The following is a 24635-nucleotide window of genomic DNA, read 5'->3' as shown; positions in this document are numbered from 1 at the left end:
AGGAGGAGGCAAGCATGCGCACGGACTATCCGACCGAGGACGAGATCCGGGCCAATTTCGAGGAGATGCTCGCCTCGGTGTGTGGCGGCGGTGGCCTCCGCACCGAAACCGGCTTGGACAACGAGACCGAGAACGCGCTCTGGGCGATCTCGCGTGTCCACCCCGCGGTGCCCGAGGAATTGGTGACCGCCGCGCGCGCCGAGTTCGCCGCTCAACTCGATGGTTCGCACAAGAGGGCGCGCAGGGCCGCGCTGGCGCGCAGGCTCGAAGAGCTCGATCGTGAGGCGAACGGGTGACCGAATGGCACACACCATCGGCCACCGAGCTGGCCGATCTCGCTGCCCGGCTGCGCGACCTGGACTGGTCGTGGGAGCTGTCCGAGGTACCGGAACTGGCGGCCGAGTTCGGTTGGCGCGTGGTGGCGAACAACCCGAACTGGGTCATGCTCGACACCGGCCTCGGGGTCGGCAGCGGGAAAGTGCACGGTGAGGACGGTAAAGCCGTGCGCATCGAGACCCGGCTGACCGATTTCGTCGAAGAAGACGCGGCAGGCACAGCCCGCCTCCGCACGGCGTTCGCCGAGATGACCGATGCGCTGACCGAGGCGCTCGGCGAACCGACCGCGCGAATCCCGGGTCGGTGGCCGCAGATTCGCTGGGCAGGTCCGGCACAGACCGTTGTCCTGACGCAGTCGCCGGTCTCGGTCGTGTTGTTCCTGGTGACCGATGCCAGGCTGGCCGCCGACGATCGCAATATCGAGGTCGAGAAGCACAGCCGGTGACCAGCCCTACCGACGACACCGCGGCGAAGTCGGCACTGCGGCCCGTGACCGCCGAGCCGACCGAAGCCACCTCGTCACCCACCGAATCCGCTGAGGTCGACGTCGACTTCGCCGTCCCCGTCGCCACCGATATCGGCGAACAAGCCCGTGACCTGATGCACCGGGCCGCCCGTGCGCTGGCGAGTCAGGGCCCGAGCGGCTGGCGCAGGGTCGACGCGGTCTTCGCGCTGACGGTGACCGCTGAGATCGTGCTCGCGGTGTACTCCGACGACGAGCAGCGAATAACCAGGCTGCGCCCGTCCGCTGAGGTGCTCGACCTGGTCAGAACACACCGGGAGCGCTCGGCCGAGCTCGGTGACGGACCGTGGTGGCGGTTGACGCTCGGACTGACCCCCTCGGGTCACATCGAGGTCGACTACGACTACGGCGACGAACCGTTCCCGGTCGACCACCTGTTCCCGCCGATGGCGTATCGGGCGGACCTCGAGGTTTACCCCCGCGCCCGCCTGCCCTGCTGGCTGGCGGCCTACCTCAACCACGACGATCGTCAGCTGCGCTCGGCGGCGACCGCGGCGGTACAGGCCCGCGCCGACCGCGCGGCGGAGCCGACAACGGTCGACGGGCTCCCGCCGCTGCCGTTGCTCGTGGCGCGGTGGGGGGTACTGGCCGGCGTCGCGGTCGCGGTCGGAACGACCTGGGGGCCGCGGTTTCTGCCCTCGGTCGGCCGTTTCGACACGAGTGAGCGTCACGGCAGTTCCCTCTACCAGCTCGCCGACGATCGAGCGGTGCTCTCCGGTGGTGTCTGGAACGCGCCCGCGCTGGACACCGCCTACAACGAGAACGCGCCGCTGCCCCAGCTGTACGCGGGCGCCCCCGCCTGGGTGGCCACCCCGACGCTCGATCGCCGGGCGGCCGCCGGTCTGCTGTCCTTCTGCTATTGGTGGGAAGACGGTCGCTGGTACCAGGGCGAGTCGCCCGCCGCCGATGCCGTCGCCGTCGCGCTGCCCGACGTGTGGTCGGCGGCAGCCACGGCGCGCGCGGTCGCCGTCCTGATCGACGAACACCCGAGCGAACCGCTGCGCACGGCCGCCGCGACCCTGGTCGCCGCGGCCGAAGCCGGAATCGTCACTCGGGGCACGCTCGTCGAACTCTTGGGCGACGAAGGCCTTTTCGATGTCGACGGTGCCCTGTTCCACCTCGTTCTCGCCGGCGCGACGACGAGCGAAGGGCTGGCACCGATGCCGCGAGGGGAGGCGATCGACCGGGTCCGTCGCCACCTGGACGACGCGGCCGTGGACGCCACCGCCTACCCGTCGACGCTGCTACGGGCGGACCGGTTGTCCGTGGGGTGGATGGTGTACCTGCCGGTCGAACCGGGCGAGATCGCGATCGGCCGCGCGATCTACTACGTCGCCGATGACGGTGTGCTGGAACGCTCGTCGTCCTCGGTGGCGCCCTCGATCTACATCGACGCTTTCGAGCGCCGGTTCCAGGAGCGGCATGGCTGAGCAGACCACCGACCCGGACGTCGATTTCGCCCTCGGCACCGCGGATCCGCCGGTGGCGGACGTAGCGGAGCAGATGTCGGCACTGAGTTACCGGATCGGTCTCGAGCTCGCCGAGCTCGGGCCGCCGGGGTGGTCGCGGCTGACCGCGTCGTTCGCGCTGACGGTGACCGCCGAGTCGGCGGTGGTGCTGTTCGCCGATGAGCGTGGCCGCGCTGTCCGGGCGTTCCCGGCGGAGGACGTGCTCGCCCTGGTACGTGAACACCGTGGGTTGTCGGCGCACCGTGACGACGAACCGTGGTGGCGGTATCTGCTCGAGCTCACTGCCGACGGCCGGATGGAAGTCGACTACGACTACGGCGCCGACCCGTTCCCCGAGGGCCAACTGTTCGCCGCCCCCGCCTATCGCAGCGACCTCGAGGTCTATCCCCGTCCGACGTTGCCGGTCTGGTTGGCCGCCTATATCGGCCACGGCGGTCGTCAGGTGCGATCGCCGCGGAACGCCGCCGAACAGGCACGTCGCGACAATGCGCTCGGCAAGCAGGCGATTCGGTCGGAGCCGGACCAGGACTTCCCGGCGTTCCCGCTGATCGCCCGTCGCTGGGCCGTGCTCGCCGCGGCTTTCGTCGCGGCCGGATCGCCGATGGGCCCGCGGATCTCACCGGGCATCTGCCAGTTCGAGGGCGCGCAGCGCAGCGGCGCGACCCTGTGCGCGTTGCCGGGCGGGCGCGCGGTGCTCTCGGGCGGGGTGTGGAACGCGCAACGGCTGCGCGAGGCATACCAGGGCGGCGCCCCGCTGCCCGAGCTCTTCGCGGGTGCGCCGTCCTGGGTCGCCGAGCCGGTGCTCAACGGCCGCGCGTCCGACGGTTTGCTGTCGTTCTGCTACTGGTGGGACGAGGGTGCGTGGCATCGCGGTGAGTCGCCTGTCTCGGATGAGCTGGCGCCGGCCGTCCCTGCCATCTGGACCTCGCAGACCGTCGTCGACGTGGTCGCCGATGTCATCGGTGCGACCGGCGACCGGCTCGACCTGGTGGTCCAGTTGGTCGCCGCGGCCGAGAAGGGCGAGGTCACCCGCGCCGCGCTGGCCGAACTGTTCGGCGAGGACGCGGGTTTCGATATCGACAGCGCGTTGTTCGAGCTCACGATGGCAGGCGCGACAGGAAAGGACACGAGCAGATGACCGACGGTCCCGCGCTCGATATCAACGATCCGGAATTCGCCCTGAGTTCAGGTGAGGAGCCGACCCGCTACCGGGGCGAGCCGTACACCGGGCAGGCGGTCGAACTCCATCCAGACGGCACGATCGCCGCGCGGTGGAGCTTCGTCGACGGTCTCGACGACGGGCCGAGTCAGGCTTGGTACGAGGACGGTTCACCTGCGTCGGTAGGCACGACGCAGCGGGGATTGCCGGTCGGTGAATGGCGGGAATGGCGTCGCGACGGGACGCTCGCCACGCTCGACGTGTATGCCCGCCCCGGCTCGCTGCGCCTGCACAAGCGCTGGGACCAACACGGCACGCTGATCGAACACCGGCTGGAGGCGGGCGCTCCCGGTGAGGTCTTCGAGCTGAAACAGCTCGGCATGTATCGGGAGATGTACGACGGCACACGCGACGAGTTGCCCTCGATCCGGGATGCGTTGATGCCGGATCGCACCGGCGAACATGCCCGGGTCCTCGACTATCTCCGCACAGCGCCCGGCATCGTCGACGTGATGTCGGCGGTACCGGACCTCCTGGCAGGTGATGGCTGGATCCTCGGCGGGCCCTCTCTGCACTCGGACGGCGTGTGGATCTGGCGTACCGATTTCATCGAGTACTACGCCGGACACGCGCTTGCCCTGCCGACGGAATTTCTCGACTACATCCGCGAGAACAGTTATCTCCCAGCATCTTTCGATCGCCGGGACCTGAACTTCCACATCGCGACCGATCGGCACCACTGAGAGCGATTGTCAGGATGTCGCTGCCAACGAGATCAGCTCTGTACATGCGGTATTCACATCTGCGACATTAGAATCGTTGCTACGTCGAAGGAATCGATCGCAGGCAGGTCTCTCGTCGTAGGGGGTGCCCGTGGTGATGAGGAGGACAGTCGCGTATGGGTGAGACACCCAATCCGTGGAGTGGGCTACGTGCCGAGTCACTCAGCGGTGCACTGGAATTGCAGCCGAAGGTCATCGAGGGCCTGGTCAACGAGGCGATCGATGTACGGATTCGGGTGAACTCGGTCAAGGCCGCGCTGGGCAAGGTCGATCAGCTCGCCTCGTTCGCCGCGGTGATTCCGTCCGCGGCGGGGCTGGCGGACCGTTTTTCGGCCAAGGGCCGCGACCTCAAGGGCATCCTCGACGATCACGGCAAGATCCTCGACGATATGGCCGATACGTTCCTTGCCTCCGGTAAGGCCTACACCGGCGGCGACGCCGGCGGTAAGGCCGACCTGGCCGCCCTGCGCGGGCGGATCGAGGCGGACAAGGGCAAGACCGAGAAGCTCGGCACCGCGCCCCAGGCGTTCGGGCGATGCATGGACATCTCGGTTCTGAAGAAGGAAGGCGGCGGGGTTCCCGACAGCCTGCTGAGGCCGCCCAAGGGCCTGACCTTCGATCCGATGATCGTCAACGCCGAGGACCCGAGCCAGTTCAACTACGACGACTACCAGAAGATCATCGCCTCCCTGAGCGGCAGCCCGAGCATGGAGGTCACCGCGGCACAGGCCGGAACGGACTGGACATGGCTGGCGGGCAGGCTGGACGAGAAGTTCGAGGGGCTGTCGAACAAGATGATCGCCACCGAGAACAGCTGGCGTAGCCCCGGCGAAGGCGGTGGCGCCGACCGTGCGCGAGCGGCGATCACGGCCTACGGCAAGGGCAACAAGGACCTGGTCGACGGCATGAAGGCGCTCGGCACGCTGCTGGGGTTCGTCTCGGATTGGCTGTACGCGACCAGGACGTCGCTGCAGGCCGTGAACTACACCGACGTGGGATACCTGTCACCGGAGTCGGTGCGCGCGTACGAGACGCGGAAGAAACTGGCGCACGAGAAGCGCTACGCGACGGCGATGAACAACACCTATGTGCTCGGCGTCGACAACACCGCGGGCAAGATCGCGCTGCTTCCCGACCCGATCCCGCCGACGACGGGCAGCAACCCGGCGGGGAACGGTTCGGGTACCGGTGGCGGTTCGGGCTCCGGCGGTGGTTCGGGCTCCGGCGGTGGTTCGGGTGCGGGATCCGCCGGCCTGTCCTCCGGATTCCAGAACGGGATGTCGGCGTTGCAATCGGCATCGCAGACCGCGGCTCAGAAAGCGGCCGCCGACGCGGCGAAGGCCGCCGCGCGTACCGCGGCGGAGCAGTCGGCCAAGGCCGCCGAAGAGGCCGCGGCGGCGGCATCGTCGTCGGGGCTCGAGCAGGCGGCCTCGGCGTTGACCTCTGGAATGGAGCAGGCGAGTTCGGCCGCGCAGTCGGCTTTGGAGCAGGCGAGTTCGGCGGCATCAGGGGCGGATCAGAGCGCCCTGTCGTCGGTGCCCGGCCTGGCCGGTCTCAGCTCCTCGCTGGAGGACCAGGCGAAGAAGATGACCGCGGCGGCCAAGAGTGGTGGTGGCGGTGGTGCAGGCGGCGGCTCGGGCGGTGGTGCGGGCGCCGGGCTGTCCGGACAGAGTCTGCAGAACGCGTCGAGTCTGTTCCCCCGTGCCACCGTCGGCGCGACCGGCCTCGAAGCCATGGCGAGCCGCGCCGGCCTCGCGGGCGCCGGTTCCGGCATGCCGATGGGCGGTATGCCGATGGGCGGCGGCGGTGCGGGCGCGGGTGCGGGCGGACAGCAGAAGGAACACAAGCGCGCCGACTACCTCGACTCGGTCGATCATCTCGACGATGCGCTCGGCGCCGCGCCGATCGTGGCGAGACCGGTCATCGAACAATGACGGTGGTGGTGGAGTTCACGCCGGTGGAGTTCGCCGCGATGTACGACGAGCTCAAGGAGGAGAGTCTGCCCGAACCGCTCAGCTATCGCGGCGCGGCGCGGACCTATGCCGACAGTGTCCGTGTCAAACACGAGGCCTGGCAGGCACTTCGGCGCCGGTCGAACGGCGAGCTCGAGGTGCTCACCGAGGCGCTCACCTGTCCGGACATTCGCGTGATCGCGCGGGGAATCGACGGGCGGGAACCGGAGAATCCGAAGCGGTCGCTGCGCGTGCTCGCGGTCCGCAAGGGCGACAACGCTTTCGTGGTGCGCCAGAAACCCGGTGCGACCATGTCCGACTCCACCGGTTTCACGGTGACCAGGCACGACGCGCTGGCCCTCGGCGATGCGGTGGCATCGCTGTTTCCGGTGGCGGATCCGGGTCGGCGCCGTGACTTCGAGCTCGTCGACACCGCGGCCCCGGATGTCGACTTCTCGTTCAGCCGCTCTCTCGTGCACGACACCGGCGACGATTCCGCCGCGGTCGGTGCCGAGTTCCTTCGGGAATCCGATGATCTCGCGGGCACTATCGAGATCGAGCAGGGCTGGTCGCGATTCGGGCCGCGTGGCATTCTGCGCCTGTATCTGGTCTGGCGTGACGTGGTCGACGACGGGCGATACGTCATCGTGCCGGGTACGCCGCCCCGGGTGGTGCCGGCCGATCGTCGGCGGCTGGTCTCGCTGATCAACGCGCAGATCGCCGAAGTTGTCAGAGCCATCAAGGATGATCGAGCGTAGGAGGGAGGCACATGGACGAGTTTCCGACCGAGTTCACCGCGGCGTCGTTGACCGGGGGGATCGAGGTGCGCACCACCGAGCAGGGGTTGCCGGTGGGGATCACGCTCGATGCCGATCAGTTGCGCGGCGATCCCGGTGCGCTGGCGGCCGAGGTACTGCGGTTGTGCCGGAAATCGGCGAAGCGGGCCGGGTTGGCGCGGCGACATCAACTGGCGGAGGCCGGGTTCGATCCGGGTCTGCTCGCTGCCACCGGTCTGCCGACCGAGGCCGAGGTCGCGGCGGCGGAGATCGTCGAGGAGCAGGACTACGACACCGAGCCCGACAGTTGGTTGCGTTCGGTATGAGTCGGCGCCGAAGCAGAAGGAGGTAACCGAGATGGTCGAGACCATGGACGAGCTCATCGCGCGCGTGCAGGGGCAGCTGTACCGGTTGCAGGACCTGACCGAGACGACGCAGGGGATTCGGGCGGAGGAGACCTCGCCCGACGGCGCGGTGACGGTGACCGTCGACGGCAACGGCGCACTGGTCGGGCTGGAATTCTCGACGGCGATCAGCAAACTCTCGCCGGCGGATTTCGAGCGGGTGCTGGTGGAAACCGCGCACGCGGCGGCCTATCGCGCCTACGCCGAACGGGCCGGTGCGATCACGGCGTTCAACGAAGCGAACCCATGAGGTTCAACGAAATTTTACCGGCGCTATGCGTAGCGCTGACATTAAACTGGTAGATAGAGTAACGAAACGCTAAGGGCTGTTTCGAGATTGGACAATGGTCATGAATCACGTTGCGGTAGTTCCCGATGCAGTTCGTGCCTACGCCGGTGCGTCGGCCGGCATGGCGGCGGGTGTCGCCCAAGCCGGTGCCATCGATCAGGCGGCGACAGTCGGCGCGGTCGTGCCGGTGTTCGGCCTGATCGGCCAGGAGTTCCTGATGTCGTTCGCGTACGCGCAAGCCAACCACCTGACGTCGGTGGCGCAGCTGGCGGGCGTGCACGCCGGGACGGCGCTCACCGCCACGCAGGCGGCCGCCACCTATGAGGGTGCCGACGCGGCGGCCCGACTCGGTATCGCGGCGGTCGACAAGTAGCCATGACGTTTCCCGGGGGAGTTCCGACCAGCGGCGCGTCGCTGGATCCGACGGTGCTCGAGCTGATGCGCGGCAGCTCGCTGGCGCCGATGCTCGATCAGCCGGTGAGCCAGGCGCTGACTTCGATGGGGCTGCCGCAACTTCCGCAACTTCCCCAGTTCGTACAGCTGCCCGAACTGCCACCGTTGCCGACGATCGACCTGACCGCGCTGATGCAGCCGCTCACCCAGCTGGCCTCCGCGTTCGGCACCGGACAGCTCGGCGGCACCGGCACCGACACCTCCGTCGATCCCACCGAGATGTTCTCGAATATCAGCTCGGTGCTGAGCACGGTGACCTCGCTCGGATCCACGGCGCTGCAGACGGTGATGTCACTGTGGCAGAGCGCGGCGGCATCGCAGGCGACGACGAAAGCGACAGCGGCACAGGCCGACGGCGCCAAGCTGGCCACCCAGAGCACGCAGGAGAAGGCGGTACTCACCGGCGCGGCGGGCAGTGTGGCGACCGGTGCGACCCAGTTGGCGGCGGTGATCGCACGCTATTCGGCCACCGTGGCGCTGGCGCCGCTCTACGCCCTGACCCCGGTCGGGCAGGGTGTGCTGGTCGCCGCCACCGTCGAGGCGATGACCGAGGCGCTCGCGATCACCGCGGAGACCAAGGTCCAGTTGCTCGGCCACAGCGCGCAGATGACGCAGGCCGGTGAGAAGGTCGAGATCACCAACGCGCCGACCGGTGTCGACTCGTCGGAATCGTTGTCGCAGTTGATGAGCATGATCACGCCGTTGATCAGTACCGCGAGCACCGCGGTCTCCTCGCTGAGTTCGCTGACCGAGCAGGCGAGCTCGTTGTCGGCGACCACCGGTAAGACCACGACCTCCGACACCGGCACCGCCGACGAGGCGTTGTCCGCCGAGGAAGCCGCCGCCGCAGGCAGTGGCGGTGGCGGTGGCGGTGGCGGCACGATGGGCGGCTTCGGCGGCGGCGGCGTGGCCGCCGCGGCGACGCCGCTGAGCCCGTGGCAGGGCGGCCGCGGCAGTGGCCTTTCCACCATGGGCGCCATGGGCACGGGCGGTACCGGCGCTACCGGCGGCACCACCACCTCGGCCACGACCAGCTCATCCGCTCCCGGCTACATGCCGATGGGCGGTGCCGCGGGTGCGGGTACGCCGATGGCGCGGGCCGCCGAAGGGGGCGGCAACGAAGCTGTGCACACCCAGCTCGTCACCGGCCATCACGGTGACGAGGTCGTCGGCGCGATCGACGGAGTGTCGATGCCGGTGGTCGGCGCTGTGGAGGCCGCCACCACCGAAGCACCACCGGACAAAGAACTCACACTGTGACGACAGGAGTGGCAAATGAGTGACACCTTCGAATTCGATGCGGCCGCGGCGAGTAAGGCCGCGTCGGCACTGGACGCCATCGTCGATCGGCTCTCCACCGAGCTGACCGCGGTCGCGCCCGCGCTGCATGTCGCGCCGGCGGGCGCCGATGAGGTGTCCGCGCGCGCCGCGGCCACCGCCAACGGCGTCGCCGACGACTATCTGACCGGAGCCGAGGCAGGCACGCGCGAGATGAGCAAGTTCGCCGCCACCTTGCGCTCGCAGGTCACCGATTTCGATCGGATGGAATCCGACAACACCACCGGTTTCGGCGGCTGATGATCGAACCACCGCAGCCGGGTTTCACCGGTGTGGTGTGGGAGGCACGCGAGCCCCAACGGCTGGCCACCGAACTCACCACCGGTTCCGGTCCGATTCCGATGGCCGACGCGGCCGCCGCGTGGACGCGGCTCGCCGCGGCCCTCGGTGCGGCCGTGCTCGACTACGAGCAGGTGCTGACGACACTGCGCGGTGCCTGGCAGTCCGGGCGCAGTGACGAAGTGTGGCAACGGGTTTCCACCCTGCGCGACTGGCTGCTGGAGACGGCCGCCGCCGCGACGGCCAACGCTGCCAGAATGCACGCGCAGGTGCTGGCCTACGAAGTGGCGGCGCTGGCGATGCCCAACACCGCCGACATCGCCGCGATCGCCGAGATGCAGAAGGCGCTGGAAGCGGTCGGCGCGGTGCTCGGCGCGCCGATCAAGGCCGTCGCGGCACACAACGACGCCGAGGCCGATATGGCCAAAGCCGTTGCCTCCCGGGTGATGCGCAGCTACGAAGCGGCCACCGAGCCGCTGGCCGATCCGTGGCTGCATGTCCCGCCACCCCCGATCGTGCCCGAGGCCGCGCTGGCGGCAGAGCAGTCCGGCGCTCAGACCGCATCGGCGACGACAGCGTCATCGATGCCGGGGATCGGCATGCTGGGACTCGGCGGTCTGCCCGCACTGCCCGCACCGGTGCAAACTGCCTATCGCGCACCTGTTTTCGCGCAGTCCGCGACCGCCGTCGCCCCGTCCGCGCAGCCGACACCGGTCGCCACCGCGGCCGGGCACTCGACACCCATCGCACCCGGGCCGATGGCGTCCGCCGCGGGTGGACAGGACACGGCGCGTTTCCCCCGGGCAGGTCTGGCCTACGAAGAATCCGATCAGCTGGTGGCCGAGGGCGAGATCCAGGCGGCTCCCGCGGTGCTCGGTGTCGCTGAGCGAGTCGCACCGCAGTCCGGAACCGCGCAGTCGGGAGGTGGGTCGTGACCACACTGACCAACGACTCGCTGCTCGCGGTCGCCGAACGCCTCGGCGTGCAGACGCTGCCGCTGGTACTCGCCGTCGGACCGCAGCAGGACACGATCGACGCCTGGCAAGCCGCGCGCGACAGTGCTGTCGCCGAACTCACCGCGGGTGGCGTGTTCGACGGATACGGCGATGTCGAGCCTGGTTTGGCCGAGGCCATGTTCACGCTCACCGCACCCGAGGCCGAACTGGTCGCGCGCAGCTACGGCGAAGCGGAGCAACGCCGAATCTGCCTGGCGCGCCGCGGTTCCCAGCATGCTGTCGCCGCGCGGACCGGATCCTCGTTCGAGGTATGGGCGCCGGGGATCGACGGATCGGACCGGGAACTCACGAGGCTGCTGCTCACCACGCTGCCCACCTGCCCGCAGGCCGACATCACCACCGTCAGCGTTTCCGCCGACGATCTGTCGCGACGCCTCGACGCCGCGAGTTCCACCTCCGACTATGTGGACGCGATGTACGCGCTCGGTATCGACGCGCACGAAGCGACAGTGCTCGGCGCGGCCTTCGGCTCCTGCCACGGCTACACCGAGATCACTGCCTCCGTCCGCCACGACGGGCTGACCACCCTGGCTCCTGGCGCGGTCGCGGTGTACGACACCGCGCGCGGCCGGATCGTCGTAGCGCCGATGACGGCGCCCGACGGCCAGGTGTGGGCCACCATCACGCCGGGCACCGACCACCGCCTCACCCAGGCGATCGGTGCGCTCCTCGAGGGGCTTCCCGGTGGGGGGTGGCAGTCCAGATAGCCAACTCCCGTGTCACCCATCAAGAAGGAAAGGTTCGACAATGCCCCCTCAGGGATCAGTAGGCGTAGAAGCCGGCGGCGTAGACAATGTTGTGACGGCGCTGCAGGAAACGATCAGCAATCTTCGTCGGTCGGTGAACGAGATCGACGGCTCCGCCCAGGCGGTCGTCAAGGGCTGGAAGGGTGACTCGCACGACAAGTTCGTCGAGGTCGCCAACATCTGGAACCAAGAGGCCTCCGACCTGAACACCAAGTTCGACCGGTTCAACGATGCCATCGACTCCGGCAAGAGCACCATCGTGAACATGGACCAGGCCGGTTTCGGTGGCGGCGGCGCGAGCGCCGGCGGCTCGGCTCCGCAGACCACTCTCCACACCTGATCGCTTCTCCACGATCGCAATCGGCATCGATACGACAAGGAACTAGAGCATGACCATTCTTTACGATCCCAAGGCGATGAACGAGCTGTTCAGCGACCTGCAGGAGTTCGGTGGCAAGATGCGTGGCGAGATCTCCGAGCTGGAGACCGCCGCGACCAACTTCAAGGCCGCCCTCACCGGTGACAACGCGCACGCCAATTTCGAAAAGGCGCACGCTTCCGTGCACACGGAGCTGAGCGACACTCTCACGAAGCTCGACAATCTGGCCGCAGCGGTCGAGTCGGCGCTGAACCGCGCCCTCGAGGCCGACGGCAAGGTCGGCGACGGTTTCGCGGATTTCTGATCCGCTTGTTGCGAAGGCCGACCGGTGTGACCGGTCGGCCTTCGTCGTGTCAGCGCGCGGCCAGTGATTCGCCGATGTAGTGCATCTCGTCGGGGGTTGTGACCATGGTGACGGTCGCGGTGCCGGTACTGGTGCGGACGGTGATCCGGTTGGGGGAGTAGGGGTCCTGGGTCAGCGTGACATCCGGGGCGAAGTCGTCGGGGTCGCGTTCGGCGGTGCGGACTTCGACCACCGTGGCGCCACCGAGGTGGCTGGTCGGCGCGATGCCGTCGTACACCAGGACGGTGGTGGCCGGGTACGGCGCCGCGGGCATCGGGGGCGGTCCGAGTTGCGGTTGCGGGGTGGCGCCCGCGGCGCGAGGTGCGATCGAGAGTAGCTGGGGCATAGCCAGATTCGCGACCATCGACTGCCAGGCCTGCGGTCGGGCGGTGTGCACCACGGCGTGTGCGCCGAGCGCGGTCGCTCGCAGGATCACCTGCTGGGCGAGGTCGAGGTTGCCGATGACGTCGACGTGGCGGGTTCCTTCACCGATCAGCGGCACGGCGATCCCCTGACCGGCCGCGTCGGCTCCGATGAGTTGCCCGCAGCCGGTGGTCGGCACGGCGATATCGGTGAGCGCGACGAGGGTGCCGCGGTAACCGTCGCGCCCGCCGAGGTCCTCGGCAGCGCCGATCGGCAAGGTGTCCAGCAGGATCCGGCCTTGACTGCCCGGCAGCTCACGCAGCCCGGGCAGCGGCTTGTGGTCCAGCGGTGCGGCGGTGTCGAATCGGACGACGGCGTTGAGCACCACCGTGTCGGCCTTGTCGTCGCGGCGGTCGGTGCGCCGCGCACCCGGGTGCAGGCGCAGGGTCACCGTCGTCGACAGGCTCGGGGTCGACCAGATCTCGGCGAAGCCGTTGGTACCGATCATCGGCGCGGTGAGCTGATATTGCGTGAGATGACGCGGCGCGGTCACCGGCTCATTGTGCTCGGGCTGCTCGCGCTGCCCGGTCACCTGCTCACGCAGGGAGGCGGTGCGCTCGGGCCGATTGCGCTGTTCGGTGGCCAGCCCGTGCGACGACTCGGTGAGCCGCAGCGGATCGAACCCATGGGTCAGTTGGCGCAGCGCGCTGTTCATCTCGGTGGCGGTGAGTACGGCCGCGTCGATGCCGTGGGTGGCGAGACGATTGGCGATCCGGCGGGTGGCGATGATCATCGTGCGCAGCGCGCCCTCGGCGCCGCCACCGCGCTTGCTGACCGCGGTGGCGTTGGCTACCGGGTCCAGGCGCAGCACCAGCCAGCAGGCGCGGTGCGCGATGGCGGGCAGCGGACCGAGGATGCGGTCGTAGAGCTGCGCCGCCGCCCCGATCCCCGCGGTCCGCGCACCGGTCGCGATCACATCGATGCTCACGAGCTGAACATCGAATTGATCCAGACAGCGCGCGATCTCGGTGATCGGCAACAGCTGGTCCGCGCTGAGCGAACCGCGGCGCAGCAGCGTCAACGCGTCCGGCGGCGGATCGATGCGCAGCATCGTCAGCAGCAGATCGCCGTCCCAGCGCACCCCGCAGCCGCCGCCCTCGGCCAGCGGTACGTCGAAGGCGGGTGCGCGATCGATGGTGTCGGTGCGGCCGCGCAGCCTGCGGGCGATCCACCCACCGAACCGAACGGCCGGTGGGCGCCGCCGGATCGGCACGAGCCCGATGACCAGCACCGCGACCGCGGCGCCGATCGCGCCCGGCACCGATCCCGTCGTGGCGAGCACCACCCAGGCCACCATCGCGGCGAGCACCGCGACGGGCACGCAGGCCCACAGCGGGAAGATGCGGAAGAGCCAGAATTCCGGATCACGCAAGGTGTCGTAAACGTTGTCGCCACCGGTTTCACCGGCGTTCATCCCATTGTTCAAAATCGTTGTCCCTGGCTGGCATACGTCGAATCATGGTGAAAGGCAATTCTGGAATTACGGTACCGTGTCGAACGAGAACGTGATCATCGCAGCAATGGAGAACGTGTGCCGGCACAGCTGACAACCAAGGCCCAGGTCAACGGTTATCGGTTCCTCCTGCGCAGGCTCGACCATGCGCTGATCCGGCGTGACGTGCGGATGTTGCACGATCCGATGCGTTCGCAGAGCCGGTCCATGTGGGTGGGCGCGGTGCTCGGGCTGATCGTCGTCGCGGGCGCCGCCATTCTCGGTTTCCTGAAGCCGCAGGGCGCGATCGGTGACTCGCTGATCGTCACCGGAAAACAGAGCGGCGCGATGTATGTGGTCGTGGCGGCCAAGGACGGCACGAAAACACTGCACCCGGTGTTGAATCTGGCCTCGGCCCGGCTGATCGCCGGTACCGCCGAAGCGCCGAACGCGGTCAAGGACGACAAGCTCGATGCCATGCCGCGCGGACCGATGCTCGGCATCCCCGGGGCACCGGCGGCCCTGCCCGGTTCCGATCAGGGCGCGAGCTCGGATTGGACGCTGTGTGAGACCACCCAGCTCTCCGCCAGCGGCAGCGCTTCGGGCGCGACGGGTGGGCTCACCACCACCTTGGTCGGCAAGCCCGCACTGAACGATCGGATCGGGGCGGCACGCGCCGATGACGCACTGCTGGTGCGGCGCGGCGACAAGACCTACCTGGTGTACCAGGGCGTCAGGGCCGCGATCGACCCGGCCGATTCGGTGATCGCGCGGACCCTCGGCCTGTCGGGCCAGAAGCCTCGACCGATGGGCACCGGATTCCTCGGTGCGACCACCGAGGGGCCGCCGCTGGTGGTGCCGACGATTCCGCAGGCGGGCGCTCCGGGGCCGGGCAAGCTGTCGAATGTGCCGGTAGGCGGGATCATCTCGGTGCCGGGCACAGACCGAGACGGCCAGGAAACCTTGTATGTGGTGCTGGCCGACGGTGTGCAGCCGGTCTCGGAGTTCACCGCGCAACTGGTGCGCAACGCCGACTCGCGCGGGATGCGTGAGATCGCCGTCGTCGCGCCGGACGCCCTCGACCGGATGCCGGTGGTGCACGTTCTGCCAACCGACGAGTTTCCCGAGCACAAGCCGCGCCTGCTCAGCGCCGAGGACGCGCCGGTGGCCTGTATCAGCTGGTCGAAGACGCCGGGAGCCGCTGTCGCGCAGGGTAAATCCGTCGACGGGCCCGCGGAGCGGGCCGCCCGCACACTGCTGACCGGCGCCGAGCTGCCGTTGGCGGCTTCCGCCGACCCGGTCGTGCTGTCGAGTGCCGATGGCACCGGCGACCGAATGGACGCGGTGTACCTGGCACCGGGCTCCGGTGAGTTCATCCAGGTCACCGGTACCGAGCCGGGTAGCCCCCGCCGCGAGTCCCTGTTCTACGTGGCCGACAACGGGGTTCGCTACGGTGTGCCGGATGCCGCGACCGCCGCCGTTCTCGGCCTGGGTGACAAGCCGCGGCTGGCACCGTGGGCGATCGTCGGTCAGCTGGTTCCCGGACCGACCCTGTCGGCCAAAGACGCACTGACCAGCTTCGATTCGCTGCCCGCCGTCAAGTGACTCCGCGCTAGCGGCCCACGTTCAGGGTGGCGAGGATGGCATCCAACGCCGTCCGCATATCGGATTCCTCGACGCGCATCAGCACGTCGTCGTCGATCTCGGACAGATCGACGTCGATATCGTTGGCCAGCCGGAACTCGCGTTCCTCCTCGGCCGCCTCGATGACGTTGCGGATGAAACGGCCGTTGCCCGCGAGGTCGACACCGCGACGCGGCTGCCCGCTCTGGTCGGTGCTCTCCAGGTTGTAGAGGTACTCGCACGATTCGATCAGGGCGGCCAGCGCCGCCTCGGAGAGCTGGGAGTCTCGGCTGCCCGCGATGATCTCGCCGATCTGCCCGAGCTCTTCCGGGGTGTAGGACGGGAACTGCAGGCGCTTCGAAAAACGCGACGCCAGACCGTCGTTGGCGGTCAGCAGTCGATCGATCTCGCCGTCGTAGCCCGCGATGATGACGACGAGCCGATCGCGGTCGTTCTCCATCCTGGCCAGCAGCGTGTCGACAGCTTCGCGGCCGAACGCGTCACCACCGGACAGGCCGGTCTGGATCAACGTGTAGGCCTCGTCGATGAACAGCACACCGTCCATCGCGCTGTCGATCAGCTTCTCGGATTTGATCGCGGTGCCACCGAGGTTCTGGCTGACGAAGTCGACGCGCTTGGCCTCGACCACCTTGTCGGTCTTCAACAGCCCGACCCCGCAATAGATCTTGGCGACCACCCTGGCGATGGTGGTCTTGCCGGTTCCCGGCGGTCCGGTGAAAGCCAGGTGCTGGCCACGGGATTGGCTCGACAGGCCCTTCCCGGCGCGGATCTTGGCCAGCTGTGCCGAGGACTGCAGCTTGGCGACCTGGTTCTTCACCGAGGCGAGGCCGACCTGCTTGTCGAGTTCGGCGCGGGCCGCCGCGAGCACGGTCTTGGCGCGGTCCGCGGCATCGGCCTGGTCCATCTGCGCCATGGTCGGCGCCGAGGTCGGATCCCACTTGTTCGTTCTGGCGTCGATGGATTCGCGGCTGGTGACCACGATCCGGAAGGTGCGGTCACGCATGGCCGTGGTGTTCGCGGTGAAGTCGGGCAGCTGTGAGTAGACCTGCTCGAACAGTGCCTGGGCCTCGGTTTCGTTGCCCGCCTCGCGCAGGCACAGCCCGCGGTTGTACATGGCGGTGAACCGCGCCGACGGAATCGGCCCTGCCTCAGCCGCTTCCATCCGTCGGATCGCCTCACCGAACAGGCCGAGCTGGGCGCACGCGGTGCCGACCATCACGTGGGCGCCGGTGGCCAGGAACGGATCTGTCCACTCGGCGGAGCCGGCGAGCACGGTCATCACGTCCGACCAGCGCTGCGTGTTGTAGTGCAGGACACCACGAATGTAGGTGCTGATCCGGTCGTCGATCTGCTTGTCCGGGTCCTCGGCGCGACCCCTGCGCAGGGCGGCGAGTTCGTCGAGCACCTTCTCCGCCTGGTCGTAGTTCTGGTCCTCGATCTGGCGAGCGGCCCAAGCCAACCAGATCTCGGTGAGCCCGGCGAGCGGGTAGTCGATGTAGAGACCGGGCAGGAATCGACCCGCCATCGCGCGCGGCGCGAGGCCGAGCCTGCGTTGTTCGCGCCCGAGCGAATCCAGGCTGGTGCGGTGCAGATTGAACAGCACTTCGTTGGTTACCTCGCCGGCGGCGGCGCGGCCGAGCCACGCGTCGCACATCGACGGGTCCCATTCGGTGGCGCGCTGAAATGCCAGTTTGGCGTACTCGTTGTCGCGCGCGGACTCCTGGCCATCGATGGACAGGCCGAGCGACAGAACACCTGCGTCGAAGGCACGCTGGGCTTGGCGAATGTCTGGCATGTGGTGTCGGACCCCGAAATCTTCGTCTGGTGTGTGCATTACGTTCAACCCTGGCGACGAAGCTACGATCGCGCCGGCTTGCCCTGTCCGTTAGATTAGGTAACGCTGCCGGGTGGTTGCAACGGAAGTAGTCAGCTACGACTGAGAGTTCATCACTGGTGTCGACGTTGTTAGGCAATGAACCCGAACTATGCCGTGTCTCGGTGATCGGGGGTGACACGCAGCTCGACATCGGACTGCCTGCCACTGTGCCGATCGCCGGATTCATCGGCGATCTGGTGTCGCTGATCCGCTCGCGTGACCCCCGGTTGCCCGACGGCGACGAGGATTCGGCGCCGGTGCGCGCCCAGCACTGGACGCTCGCGCGACTCGGAAAGGACCCGCTCGCACCGAACCGTACGCTCACCGAGGCCGAGGTCTACGACGGCGAGCTGCTGGTGTTGAGCCCGGTGACGCGCAAGGAATCGCCCGCGCTGTTCGATGATGTGATCGACGCCGTCTCCCGGCTCACCGCGGGCGAATTCCGCGGTTGGTCCGGTTCGGCGGCGCGCTGGACCGGACTGGTGCTCGCCACCGTCGCCATCCTTGCCGCACTGGCGCTGCTGGTCGTCTCGCGTGCTTCGGGCGACCCGCTCGTCCCGGCGTTGGTGTTGCTCGTCGCCGGGATCTTCACCTCGGCCGTGGCCGGGATCGCGGCACGCAAATACCTCGACCCGATCACCGGGAACTGGTTGTCGCTGGACGCGTTGCTGTTGCTGTTCGGGGGCGGCGCGTTGCTCGTGCCGGGCGCACTCGGCGCCGCGCATGTCCTGCTCGGCAGTGTGGTGTTGCTCGTCGCCGCGATCGTGGGTCATCGGGTCACCGGGATCGGTGCCGGGCTGTTCGCCGCGGCGATCACGATGAGTGTGATCGCGGCGGGGTCGGCGACGGTGTCGCTGATCTGGGAGCCCGCGCCGCCGAAGCTGTTCGCCGGTGTACTGATCGCCGGGATCGTGCTGCTGTCCTCGGTACCGCGGTTGGCCGCGGTGACCGCACGTCTGCCCATTCCGCCGGTGCCGACCGCGGGCGGCGCGATCGACCCGGCCGACCACGAACAGCGCCCGACCATCGAGGGCATCGGCGCGATCGGTGCGATCGCCCTGCCCTCGGCCGCCGGGCTCGGCGAACGGGCGCGGGTGGCCAACCAGATCCAGACCGGCCTGGTCGCCGCCTGCGCGGCCACCGCGGGTCTCGGTGCGTTCGGCACGGTGAACCCATTCGGTCCGATGCATTCGGGCGGGGTCGCGTTGGCGGTGGTCACAGCGATCATCCTGTGTCTGCGTGGCCGCTCCTTCGCCGATCTCGGCCAGGCGGCGACGCTGATCGCCGGCGGTGCGCTGACGCTGATCGCCGTGGTCTTCGGTCTCGGTCTCGGGCACGGTTCGCTCGAATTCGGCGCGATCGCGATGCTGCTGGTCATCGCACTCGGAGTGGTCGGTTTCGGAGTGGTCGGCCCGCACGTCGAGGTGACGCCGGTGACGAGGCGGATGGTCGAGATCTTCGAATACCTGCTCATCATCACGATGATCCCGTTGGCGTTGTGGGTCATGGACGTGTACTCGGCCGCTCGCAACATATGACCCGGATATCCTGGTGGCGCACCCTGATTCGGTCTGCCAGTGCCGTGGCGATTCTCGCGGCGGTGGCCGGGGCTCCCGCACCCGCGGTAGCGATCGCCCCACCGAAGGTCGACGCGGGCGCGCTCGACGCGGCGGTGGCGCTCAGCGTCCGACCTGCCCCGCTGGAACCCACCGAACAGCGTGAGCTGTGCGCCGAGCCGGTGCTGCGCGGGAGCGCGCCGAGCGAGCCGCCGATCGCGCAGCAGGTGCTCGACCTGCCCGCGGCGTGGCAGTTCAGCCGCGGCGCCGGGCAAAAGGTCGCCGTCATCGACACCGGGGTGAACCGGCACTATCGCCTGCCCGACCTGCAGTCCGGCGGTGACTACGTCAGCGATACCGACGGCACCGTCGACTGCGACGGGCACGGAACCTTGGTCGCGGGCATCATCGCCGCCAGGCCGTCGCCCGACGATGCTTTCGTCGGCGTGGCGCCGGAGGCCGAGATCCTCTCGATCCGCCAGCTCAGCCTCGCCTACGAACCGAAGGACCGCAAGGGCGCGGACAAGCCGCCCGGTGAGCTGCGCAGCGACGGCTACGGCAGTGTGCTCACCCTCGCGGCGGCCGTCGTTCGCGCGGTCGACATGGGCGCTACGGTCATCAACATCTCCGAAGTCGCTTGCACCGCGGCTGGTTCAGATACCGCGGACAGTGCGCTCGGTGCCGCGGTGAAGTACGCCTACGAACGCAATGTGGTGGTGGTCGCCGCCGCGGGCAATGTCGAGCAGGGCGGTGCGTGCCAGACCCAGAACCAGGGTTCGGGGTGGGGTGCGGTGGCGACCGTCCCGACTCCGGCGTGGTTCACCCCGTACGTGCTGTCGGTGGCATCGGTGGACGCCAACGGCGCACCGTCGGCGCTGTCGCTGCGTGGGCCCTGGATCGGGGTCGCCGCGATCGGGCGCAACATCGTCTCGCTCGACAGCAAGCCGGGCGGGGGCGGGCTGGTCGATGGCGTGCAAACCGCCCAGGGCGTGCAGCCGGTCGACGGAACCAGTTTCGCCGCACCATATGTGGCGGGTCTGGCCGCGCTGGTGCGCGCCGAGTTCCCCGAACTCAACGCCCAACAGGTGATCGATCGGATCATCCGCACCGCACACGGGCCGGGGCGTGGCCGCGATGACGCGATCGGGGCCGGACTGATCGATCCGCTCGCCGCGCTGACCGCACCGCTGCCCACCGACCCGGTGAGCACCGGCGCCGACAGCGGCCACCCGATCGCCGCCCCCGCCGCGCCCGCGGCGCCGGATCCGCGCCCGCGACAGGTGGCGATCATCGGCTCATTGACCTTGCTCACTGTGCTCGGAATGGGTGCCGCACTCGGCTTTCCATTCCGTGCGCGGCGGGCTGACCTGAATTCGGATTTCGAGTAGAGGCAACGATGGCTACCGAAGGTTTCGTCCGACGTCCCCGGATCGCGCCACCGCGCGCCCCCGGCGGTGAAGTCGCGCTCACCCCGCCGCCGGAGATCCAGCGCGCGATCCCGTCGCCGCTGATGATGAAGCTGATGCCGGTCATCATGGTCGTCGCGGTCGTCGGCATGATCGCGATGATGGCGACGATGGGCCGAAGCCTGCTGTCGAACCCGATGTCGATGATGTTCCCGATGATGATGCTGATGTCGATGGTCGGCATGATGGCGGGCATGCGCGGCGGCGGCCCCAAGCGCGCCGTCGAGCTCAACGAGGAACGCAAGGACTACTTCCGCTACCTGGACCAGGTGCGAAAGGAGGTGCGCGGCACCGGTATCAAGCAGCTGGAGACCCTCGGCTGGAGCCATCCCGAGCCCGCCGATCTGGCCTCGCTGATCGGCACCCGAAGAATGTGGGAGCGCCGCCCCAACGATCCCGACTTCGGACACGTACGTGTCGGCGTCGGCAGCCATCGGCTCGCCACCAAACTGGCCAGGCCGGAAACCGGCCCGCTCGAAGACCTCGAACCGGTCTCCACCGTCGCGCTGCGCCGCTTCGTACGCACCCACTCCGTCGTCCACGAACTGCCCACCGCGGTCTCGGCGCGCGCGTTCCCCGCGATCAATATCGGCGGTGATCCCGAGCAGGCCCGCGAGCTCGTTCGAGCCATGGTGATGGAACTGGCCACCTTCCACGGACCCGACCACCTCGCCGTCGCGATCGTCTGCGCCGACCCTGACGCGCACTGGGCCTGGACGAAATGGCTTCCGCACCTGCAGCATCCGAGCCAGCGCGACGGACTCGGCTCGTCCAGGATGCTTTACACCTCGCTAGGCGAGCTCGAGTCGGCGATGCAGGTCGAACTGCTCGAACGCGGACGCTTCATGCGCAATCCGCAGCCGACCCAGGGCCGACTGCACCTGGTCGTCGTGATCGATGACGGCTATATCAGCGGCAACGAACGCATCATCAGCGAGTCCGGCCTCGACTCGGTCACCGTGCTCGACCTGACCGCGCCCGCCGACGGCCTCGCGGCCCGGCGCGGGCTGCAGCTGGTGGTCAGCGACGGCGCGGTGTCGGCGCGCAGCGCGGCAGGCGTGGAGCGGTTCGCCACCGCTGACGAGGTCAGCCTGGCCGAAGCGGAATCCTTCGCCCGCAACCTGGCGCGCTATCGGCTCGCGACGGCCGCGCAGATCGTCAGCCTCGGCGAGGGCACCACCGCCGATCCCGGCTTGATGGCGTTGCTGCGCATTCCCGATGCGGCCCAGATCGATCCGGCTCGTGTGTGGCGCCCGCGGACGGCCCGCGAGCGCCTGCGGGTGCCGATCGGCGTCACTCCCGACGGCACCCCTGTCGACATCGACATCAAGGAGTCGGCCGAGAACGGGATGGGCCCGCACGGGCTGTGCATCGGTGCTACCGGTTCCGGTAAGTCGGAATTCCTGCGCACGCTTGTGCTTTCCATGGTCACCACCCATTCGCCGGACGCGTTGAACCTGGTCCTGGTCGACTTCAAGGGTGGCGCCACCTTCCTCGGTCTGGATTCGCTGCCGCACGTCGCGGCCGTGATCACCAACCTGGAGGAGGAGCTCTCCCTCGTCGACCGCATGAAGGACGCGCTGGCAGGCGAGATGAACCGGCGCCAGGAGCTGCTGCGCTCGTCGGGCAACTACGCCAACGTCACCGACTACGAGAAGGCAAGGGCTGCCGGCGTTCCGCTCGACCCACTACCCGCGCTGTTCGTCGTGGTCGACGAGTTCTCCGAATTGCTCTCGCAGAAACCGGACTTCGCGGAGCTGTTCGTGATGATCGGCCGACTCGGCCGCTCGCTCCACGTGCACCTGTTGCTCGCCTCGCAGCGCCTGGAGGAGAACAAGCTGCGTGGCCTGGAATCGCACCTTTCCTACCGCATCGGCCTTCGCACTTTCTCCGCCAACGAATCCCGTGCCGTGCTCGGCATCACCGACGCCTACCACCTGCCGAGCGTGCCCGGTGCCGGCTACCTGAAAAGCGATGCCTCCGAGCCGCTTCGGTTCAACGCCAGCTACGTGTCGGGGCCGTACGTGGCGCCCGCGGGCACGATCACCGATGACGACGGCGCGCCCGTCGCGGGACAGCGGCCGGTGGTCTTCACCGCGGCACCGGTGGAGGTCGCCGAACCGGAACGGGTCGAGGCCGAGGACACCGCTGTGCGCGGCAGGCCCGAGCTGCCACCGCCGCCGCCCACCGTTCCTGTTGCCGAGGAGGGCGTGCCGGATTCGCTGCTCGATGTCGTCGTGAAGCGGCTCAACGGCCACGGCAGGCCCGCGCACGAGGTGTGGTTGCCGCCGCTGGAGGAATCGCCGACCGCCGACATGCTGCTGCCCGATCCGGACTGGCGCTCGCCCGTCAACCGGCACGGTCAGCTGTGGATGCCGATCGGTGTCATCGACAAGCCCTACGAACAGCGCCGTGACGTGCTCACGATCAATCTCGCGGGCGCGCTGGGCAATACCGCCGTCGTAGGTGGCCCGCAGTCGGGCAAGTCGACCACCCTGCGCACCATCATCATGGCTGCCGCCGCCACGCACACCCCGGAACAGGTGCAGTTCTACTGCCTGGATTTCGGCGGCGGCAGCATGGCGGGTCTGGTCGGCATCCCGCACGTCGGCTCGGTCGCCGGTCGCCTCGACGGCGACCGGGTGCGCCGCACCGTCGCCGAACTGACCACGCTGATGCGCCAGCGCGAGGAACGTTTCGCCGAGCTCGGCATCGAATCGATGGTCGAGTTCCGCAGGCGCAAGTTCTCCGCGTTCGAGGCGCGCCAGATCAACGGCACCACCGCGGCCGCCAACGATCCGTTGGCCGCCGACCGGTTCGGCGATGTGTTCCTGGTGATCGACGGCTGGGGGGCGATCCGCGAGGAGTTCGACCTCCTCGAAGCGCAGATCAACGCCATTGCCGCTCAGGGTCTGTCGTTCGGCATCCACCTGATGATCGGCGCCTCGCGATGGGCCGAGATCAGGCCGGTGGTCAAGGACCAGGTCGGCACCAGAATCGAGCTCCGGCTCGGCGACCCGTCCGACTCCGAGATGGGTCGCCGTGTCGCGCACCAGGTTCCGGTCGGCAGGCCGGGTCGAGGCCTGAACGCCGAACATCTACACCTGCTGATCGCGTTGCCGCGCTTGGATTCCGATTCCGACCCCGGCACCATCGCCGACGGCGTCGCGCGCGCCAAAGACGGTCTCGTCGAGCTCTACCAGGGCCGTCGCGCACCCGAGGTACGCATGCTCCCGCTGCGGTTCCCGCGTGAGCAGGTCCTGGCCACCGCGCGCGAGCAGGGCACCGAGCTCAACGGCACCAGGGTCGTCGTCGGTCTCGACGAGTCCGAATTGCGGCCCCTGGTACTCGATTTCGGGACCGAGCCACATTTCATGGCCTTCGCGGACGTGGAATGCGGCAAGACGACGCTGCTGCGCAACATCGTCATGGGCATCACCGAGCAGTCCACCTCCGACGAGGCGCGGGTGATCCTCATCGACTACCGGCGCACCATGCTCGGCGTCCTCGACGGCAAGCAGTTGGCCGGCTACTCCACCTCGTCGCAGACCTGCGGGCCGATGATCGCCGAAGTCGCCACCTACCTGTCCAAGCGGATCCCCGGCGCCGACATCACCCAGCAGCAGCTACGCGATCGCAGCTGGTGGTCGGGCCCGGAGATCTATGTCGTCATCGACGATTACGACATGGTCGTCACCGGGTCGATCAATCCGTTCGCGCCACTGATCGAGTACTTGCCGCAGGCCAGGGACATCGGTCTGCACGTCGTGGCCGCCCGGCGCATCGGTGGCGCCTCCCGGGCGCTCTACGACCCGATCCTGGGCGCGATGAAGAATCTGTCGGTGCAGACGCTGATCATGAGTGGCTCGCGCGACGAAGGAAAACTCATCGGCGAGGTCCGCCCGAGCAAGCTGCCACCGGGCCGCGGCACCATGATCTCGCGCAGCCGCGGCATCGAAATGGTTCACATCGCGGACCTGCCACCGGTATAGAA

Annotated in this window: 22 protein-coding genes; 20 read left to right on the top strand and 2 right to left on the bottom strand. The window is 68.5% G+C overall.

What is annotated here, in order from left to right; genetic code table 11:
- The first annotated feature begins 14 nt into the window (after nt 1-14).
- The 16 genes from ASD42_RS18640 (at nt 15) to ASD42_RS18565 (ending at nt 12205) form a co-directional block, all read left to right on the top strand.
- The gene (locus tag ASD42_RS18640) at nt 15-296 is read left to right on the top strand and encodes a hypothetical protein (protein ID WP_056818341.1); all 282 of its coding nucleotides are present in this window, start codon (nt 15-17) and stop codon (nt 294-296) included.
- A complete protein-coding gene (locus tag ASD42_RS18635) occupies nt 293-781 on the top strand; it encodes a DUF6301 family protein (RefSeq protein WP_056818340.1) in 489 nt (162 codons plus the stop codon). Before ASD42_RS18640 ends, ASD42_RS18635 begins: the two co-directional genes overlap by 4 nt.
- Entirely contained in the window at nt 778-2289 is a 1512-nt protein-coding gene (locus ASD42_RS18630; protein WP_235569686.1) for a hypothetical protein, read from the top strand. Before ASD42_RS18635 ends, ASD42_RS18630 begins: the two co-directional genes overlap by 4 nt.
- Nucleotides 2282-3466, top strand: a complete 1185-nt coding sequence (locus ASD42_RS18625) for a hypothetical protein (RefSeq protein ID WP_056818338.1) — start codon at nt 2282-2284, stop codon at nt 3464-3466. The genes ASD42_RS18630 and ASD42_RS18625 overlap by 8 nt, the downstream gene beginning before the upstream one ends.
- A complete protein-coding gene (locus tag ASD42_RS35340) occupies nt 3463-4230 on the top strand; it encodes a toxin-antitoxin system YwqK family antitoxin (RefSeq protein ID WP_235569684.1) in 768 nt (255 codons plus the stop codon). The genes ASD42_RS18625 and ASD42_RS35340 overlap by 4 nt, the downstream gene beginning before the upstream one ends.
- Before the next feature lie 155 nt (nt 4231-4385).
- Nucleotides 4386-6203: a hypothetical protein gene (locus ASD42_RS18615; protein ID WP_056818335.1), complete on the top strand. Its 1818-nt coding sequence runs from the start codon at nt 4386-4388 to the stop codon at nt 6201-6203.
- 5 nt (nt 6204-6208) lie between these two features.
- A complete protein-coding gene (locus ASD42_RS18610) occupies nt 6209-6979 on the top strand; it encodes an ESX secretion-associated protein EspG (protein WP_235569682.1) in 771 nt (256 codons plus the stop codon).
- A gap of 11 nt (nt 6980-6990) precedes the next feature.
- Complete coding sequence (locus tag ASD42_RS18605; RefSeq protein ID WP_056818332.1) at nt 6991-7323, top strand: hypothetical protein; 333 nt, start codon at nt 6991-6993, stop codon at nt 7321-7323.
- A gap of 31 nt (nt 7324-7354) precedes the next feature.
- Complete coding sequence (locus ASD42_RS18600; RefSeq protein WP_056818330.1) at nt 7355-7651, top strand: YbaB/EbfC family nucleoid-associated protein; 297 nt, start codon at nt 7355-7357, stop codon at nt 7649-7651.
- A 100-nt stretch (nt 7652-7751) separates the two neighbouring features.
- Complete coding sequence (locus ASD42_RS18595; RefSeq protein ID WP_056819250.1) at nt 7752-8063, top strand: type VII secretion target; 312 nt, start codon at nt 7752-7754, stop codon at nt 8061-8063.
- Between the two features lie 2 nt (nt 8064-8065).
- On the top strand, nt 8066-9403 hold the full coding sequence (locus ASD42_RS18590) for a hypothetical protein (RefSeq protein ID WP_056818327.1): 1338 nt from the start codon (nt 8066-8068) through the stop codon (nt 9401-9403).
- Nucleotides 9404-9418: 15 nt separating this feature from the next.
- Nucleotides 9419-9721 (top strand): PE family protein, encoded by a 303-nt coding sequence (locus tag ASD42_RS18585; RefSeq protein ID WP_056818324.1) that lies wholly within the window; start codon nt 9419-9421, stop codon nt 9719-9721.
- Nucleotides 9721-10695: a PPE domain-containing protein gene (locus ASD42_RS18580; protein WP_056818323.1), complete on the top strand. Its 975-nt coding sequence runs from the start codon at nt 9721-9723 to the stop codon at nt 10693-10695. The genes ASD42_RS18585 and ASD42_RS18580 overlap by 1 nt, the downstream gene beginning before the upstream one ends.
- Nucleotides 10692-11483: an ESX secretion-associated protein EspG gene (locus ASD42_RS18575; RefSeq protein ID WP_056818320.1), complete on the top strand. Its 792-nt coding sequence runs from the start codon at nt 10692-10694 to the stop codon at nt 11481-11483. Before ASD42_RS18580 ends, ASD42_RS18575 begins: the two co-directional genes overlap by 4 nt.
- Nucleotides 11484-11523: 40 nt before the next feature.
- Nucleotides 11524-11862, top strand: a complete 339-nt coding sequence (locus tag ASD42_RS18570; RefSeq protein ID WP_056818319.1) for a WXG100 family type VII secretion target — start codon at nt 11524-11526, stop codon at nt 11860-11862.
- A gap of 49 nt (nt 11863-11911) precedes the next feature.
- Nucleotides 11912-12205, top strand: coding sequence for a hypothetical protein (locus tag ASD42_RS18565; protein WP_056818317.1), 294 nt, complete (start codon nt 11912-11914; stop codon nt 12203-12205).
- 49 nt (nt 12206-12254) lie between these two features.
- Here the strand turns inward: ASD42_RS18565 and eccE are convergent, their stop codons facing one another.
- The gene (eccE, locus tag ASD42_RS18560) at nt 12255-14081 is read right to left on the bottom strand and encodes a type VII secretion protein EccE (protein WP_056818315.1); all 1827 of its coding nucleotides are present in this window, start codon (nt 14079-14081) and stop codon (nt 12255-12257) included.
- A 117-nt stretch (nt 14082-14198) separates the two neighbouring features.
- On the opposite strand from eccE, the gene eccB reads away from it, so the two are divergent.
- Nucleotides 14199-15704, top strand: a complete 1506-nt coding sequence (gene eccB / locus ASD42_RS18555; protein WP_056818313.1) for a type VII secretion protein EccB — start codon at nt 14199-14201, stop codon at nt 15702-15704.
- A 7-nt stretch (nt 15705-15711) separates the two neighbouring features.
- Here the strand turns inward: eccB and eccA are convergent, their stop codons facing one another.
- A complete protein-coding gene (gene eccA / locus ASD42_RS18550; RefSeq protein WP_056819248.1) occupies nt 15712-17538 on the bottom strand; it encodes a type VII secretion AAA-ATPase EccA in 1827 nt (608 codons plus the stop codon).
- A gap of 158 nt (nt 17539-17696) precedes the next feature.
- On the opposite strand from eccA, the gene eccD reads away from it, so the two are divergent.
- Genes eccD through eccCa form a run of 3 tightly spaced genes read left to right on the top strand, consistent with a single transcriptional unit; the run spans nt 17697 to nt 24633 of the window.
- The gene (eccD, locus tag ASD42_RS18545) at nt 17697-19157 is read left to right on the top strand and encodes a type VII secretion integral membrane protein EccD (RefSeq protein ID WP_268793535.1); all 1461 of its coding nucleotides are present in this window, start codon (nt 17697-17699) and stop codon (nt 19155-19157) included.
- Nucleotides 19154-20563, top strand: coding sequence for a type VII secretion-associated serine protease mycosin (gene mycP / locus ASD42_RS18540; protein ID WP_056818309.1), 1410 nt, complete (start codon nt 19154-19156; stop codon nt 20561-20563). The genes eccD and mycP overlap by 4 nt, the downstream gene beginning before the upstream one ends.
- Nucleotides 20564-20571: 8 nt before the next feature.
- Nucleotides 20572-24633 (top strand): type VII secretion protein EccCa, encoded by a 4062-nt coding sequence (gene eccCa, locus ASD42_RS18535; RefSeq protein WP_056818307.1) that lies wholly within the window; start codon nt 20572-20574, stop codon nt 24631-24633.
- The last annotated feature ends 2 nt before the right edge of the window (nt 24634-24635 follow it).

Origin of the sequence: Nocardia sp. Root136, assembly GCF_001427185.1 — a bacterium.
In the GTDB taxonomy this organism is placed as follows: domain Bacteria; phylum Actinomycetota; class Actinomycetes; order Mycobacteriales; family Mycobacteriaceae; genus Nocardia; species Nocardia salmonicida.
The sequence above is the reverse complement of the archived record's forward strand: the minus strand, read 5'-3'. Positions and strand labels throughout refer to the sequence as shown.

Excerpts from the sequence above, each read along its gene's own strand:
- eccCa (WP_056818307.1), top strand. The coding sequence starts at position 20,572 with ATGGCTACCGAAGGTTTCGTCCGACGTCCCCGGATCGCGCCACCGCGC.
- ASD42_RS18625 (WP_056818338.1), top strand. The coding sequence starts at position 2,282 with ATGGCTGAGCAGACCACCGACCCGGACGTCGATTTCGCCCTCGGCACC.
- ASD42_RS18590 (WP_056818327.1), top strand. The coding sequence starts at position 8,066 with ATGACGTTTCCCGGGGGAGTTCCGACCAGCGGCGCGTCGCTGGATCCG.
- ASD42_RS35340 (WP_235569684.1), top strand. The coding sequence starts at position 3,463 with ATGACCGACGGTCCCGCGCTCGATATCAACGATCCGGAATTCGCCCTG.
- ASD42_RS18605 (WP_056818332.1), top strand. The coding sequence starts at position 6,991 with ATGGACGAGTTTCCGACCGAGTTCACCGCGGCGTCGTTGACCGGGGGG.
- ASD42_RS18615 (WP_056818335.1), top strand. The coding sequence starts at position 4,386 with ATGGGTGAGACACCCAATCCGTGGAGTGGGCTACGTGCCGAGTCACTC.
- eccE (WP_056818315.1), bottom strand. The coding sequence starts at position 14,081 with ATGAACGCCGGTGAAACCGGTGGCGACAACGTTTACGACACCTTGCGT.
- mycP (WP_056818309.1), top strand. The coding sequence starts at position 19,154 with ATGACCCGGATATCCTGGTGGCGCACCCTGATTCGGTCTGCCAGTGCC.
- ASD42_RS18595 (WP_056819250.1), top strand. The coding sequence starts at position 7,752 with ATGAATCACGTTGCGGTAGTTCCCGATGCAGTTCGTGCCTACGCCGGT.
- ASD42_RS18565 (WP_056818317.1), top strand. The coding sequence starts at position 11,912 with ATGACCATTCTTTACGATCCCAAGGCGATGAACGAGCTGTTCAGCGAC.
- ASD42_RS18585 (WP_056818324.1), top strand. The coding sequence starts at position 9,419 with ATGAGTGACACCTTCGAATTCGATGCGGCCGCGGCGAGTAAGGCCGCG.
- ASD42_RS18580 (WP_056818323.1), top strand. The coding sequence starts at position 9,721 with ATGATCGAACCACCGCAGCCGGGTTTCACCGGTGTGGTGTGGGAGGCA.
- ASD42_RS18640 (WP_056818341.1), top strand. The coding sequence starts at position 15 with ATGCGCACGGACTATCCGACCGAGGACGAGATCCGGGCCAATTTCGAG.
- ASD42_RS18600 (WP_056818330.1), top strand. The coding sequence starts at position 7,355 with ATGGTCGAGACCATGGACGAGCTCATCGCGCGCGTGCAGGGGCAGCTG.
- ASD42_RS18570 (WP_056818319.1), top strand. The coding sequence starts at position 11,524 with ATGCCCCCTCAGGGATCAGTAGGCGTAGAAGCCGGCGGCGTAGACAAT.
- eccA (WP_056819248.1), bottom strand. The coding sequence starts at position 17,538 with ATGCCAGACATTCGCCAAGCCCAGCGTGCCTTCGACGCAGGTGTTCTG.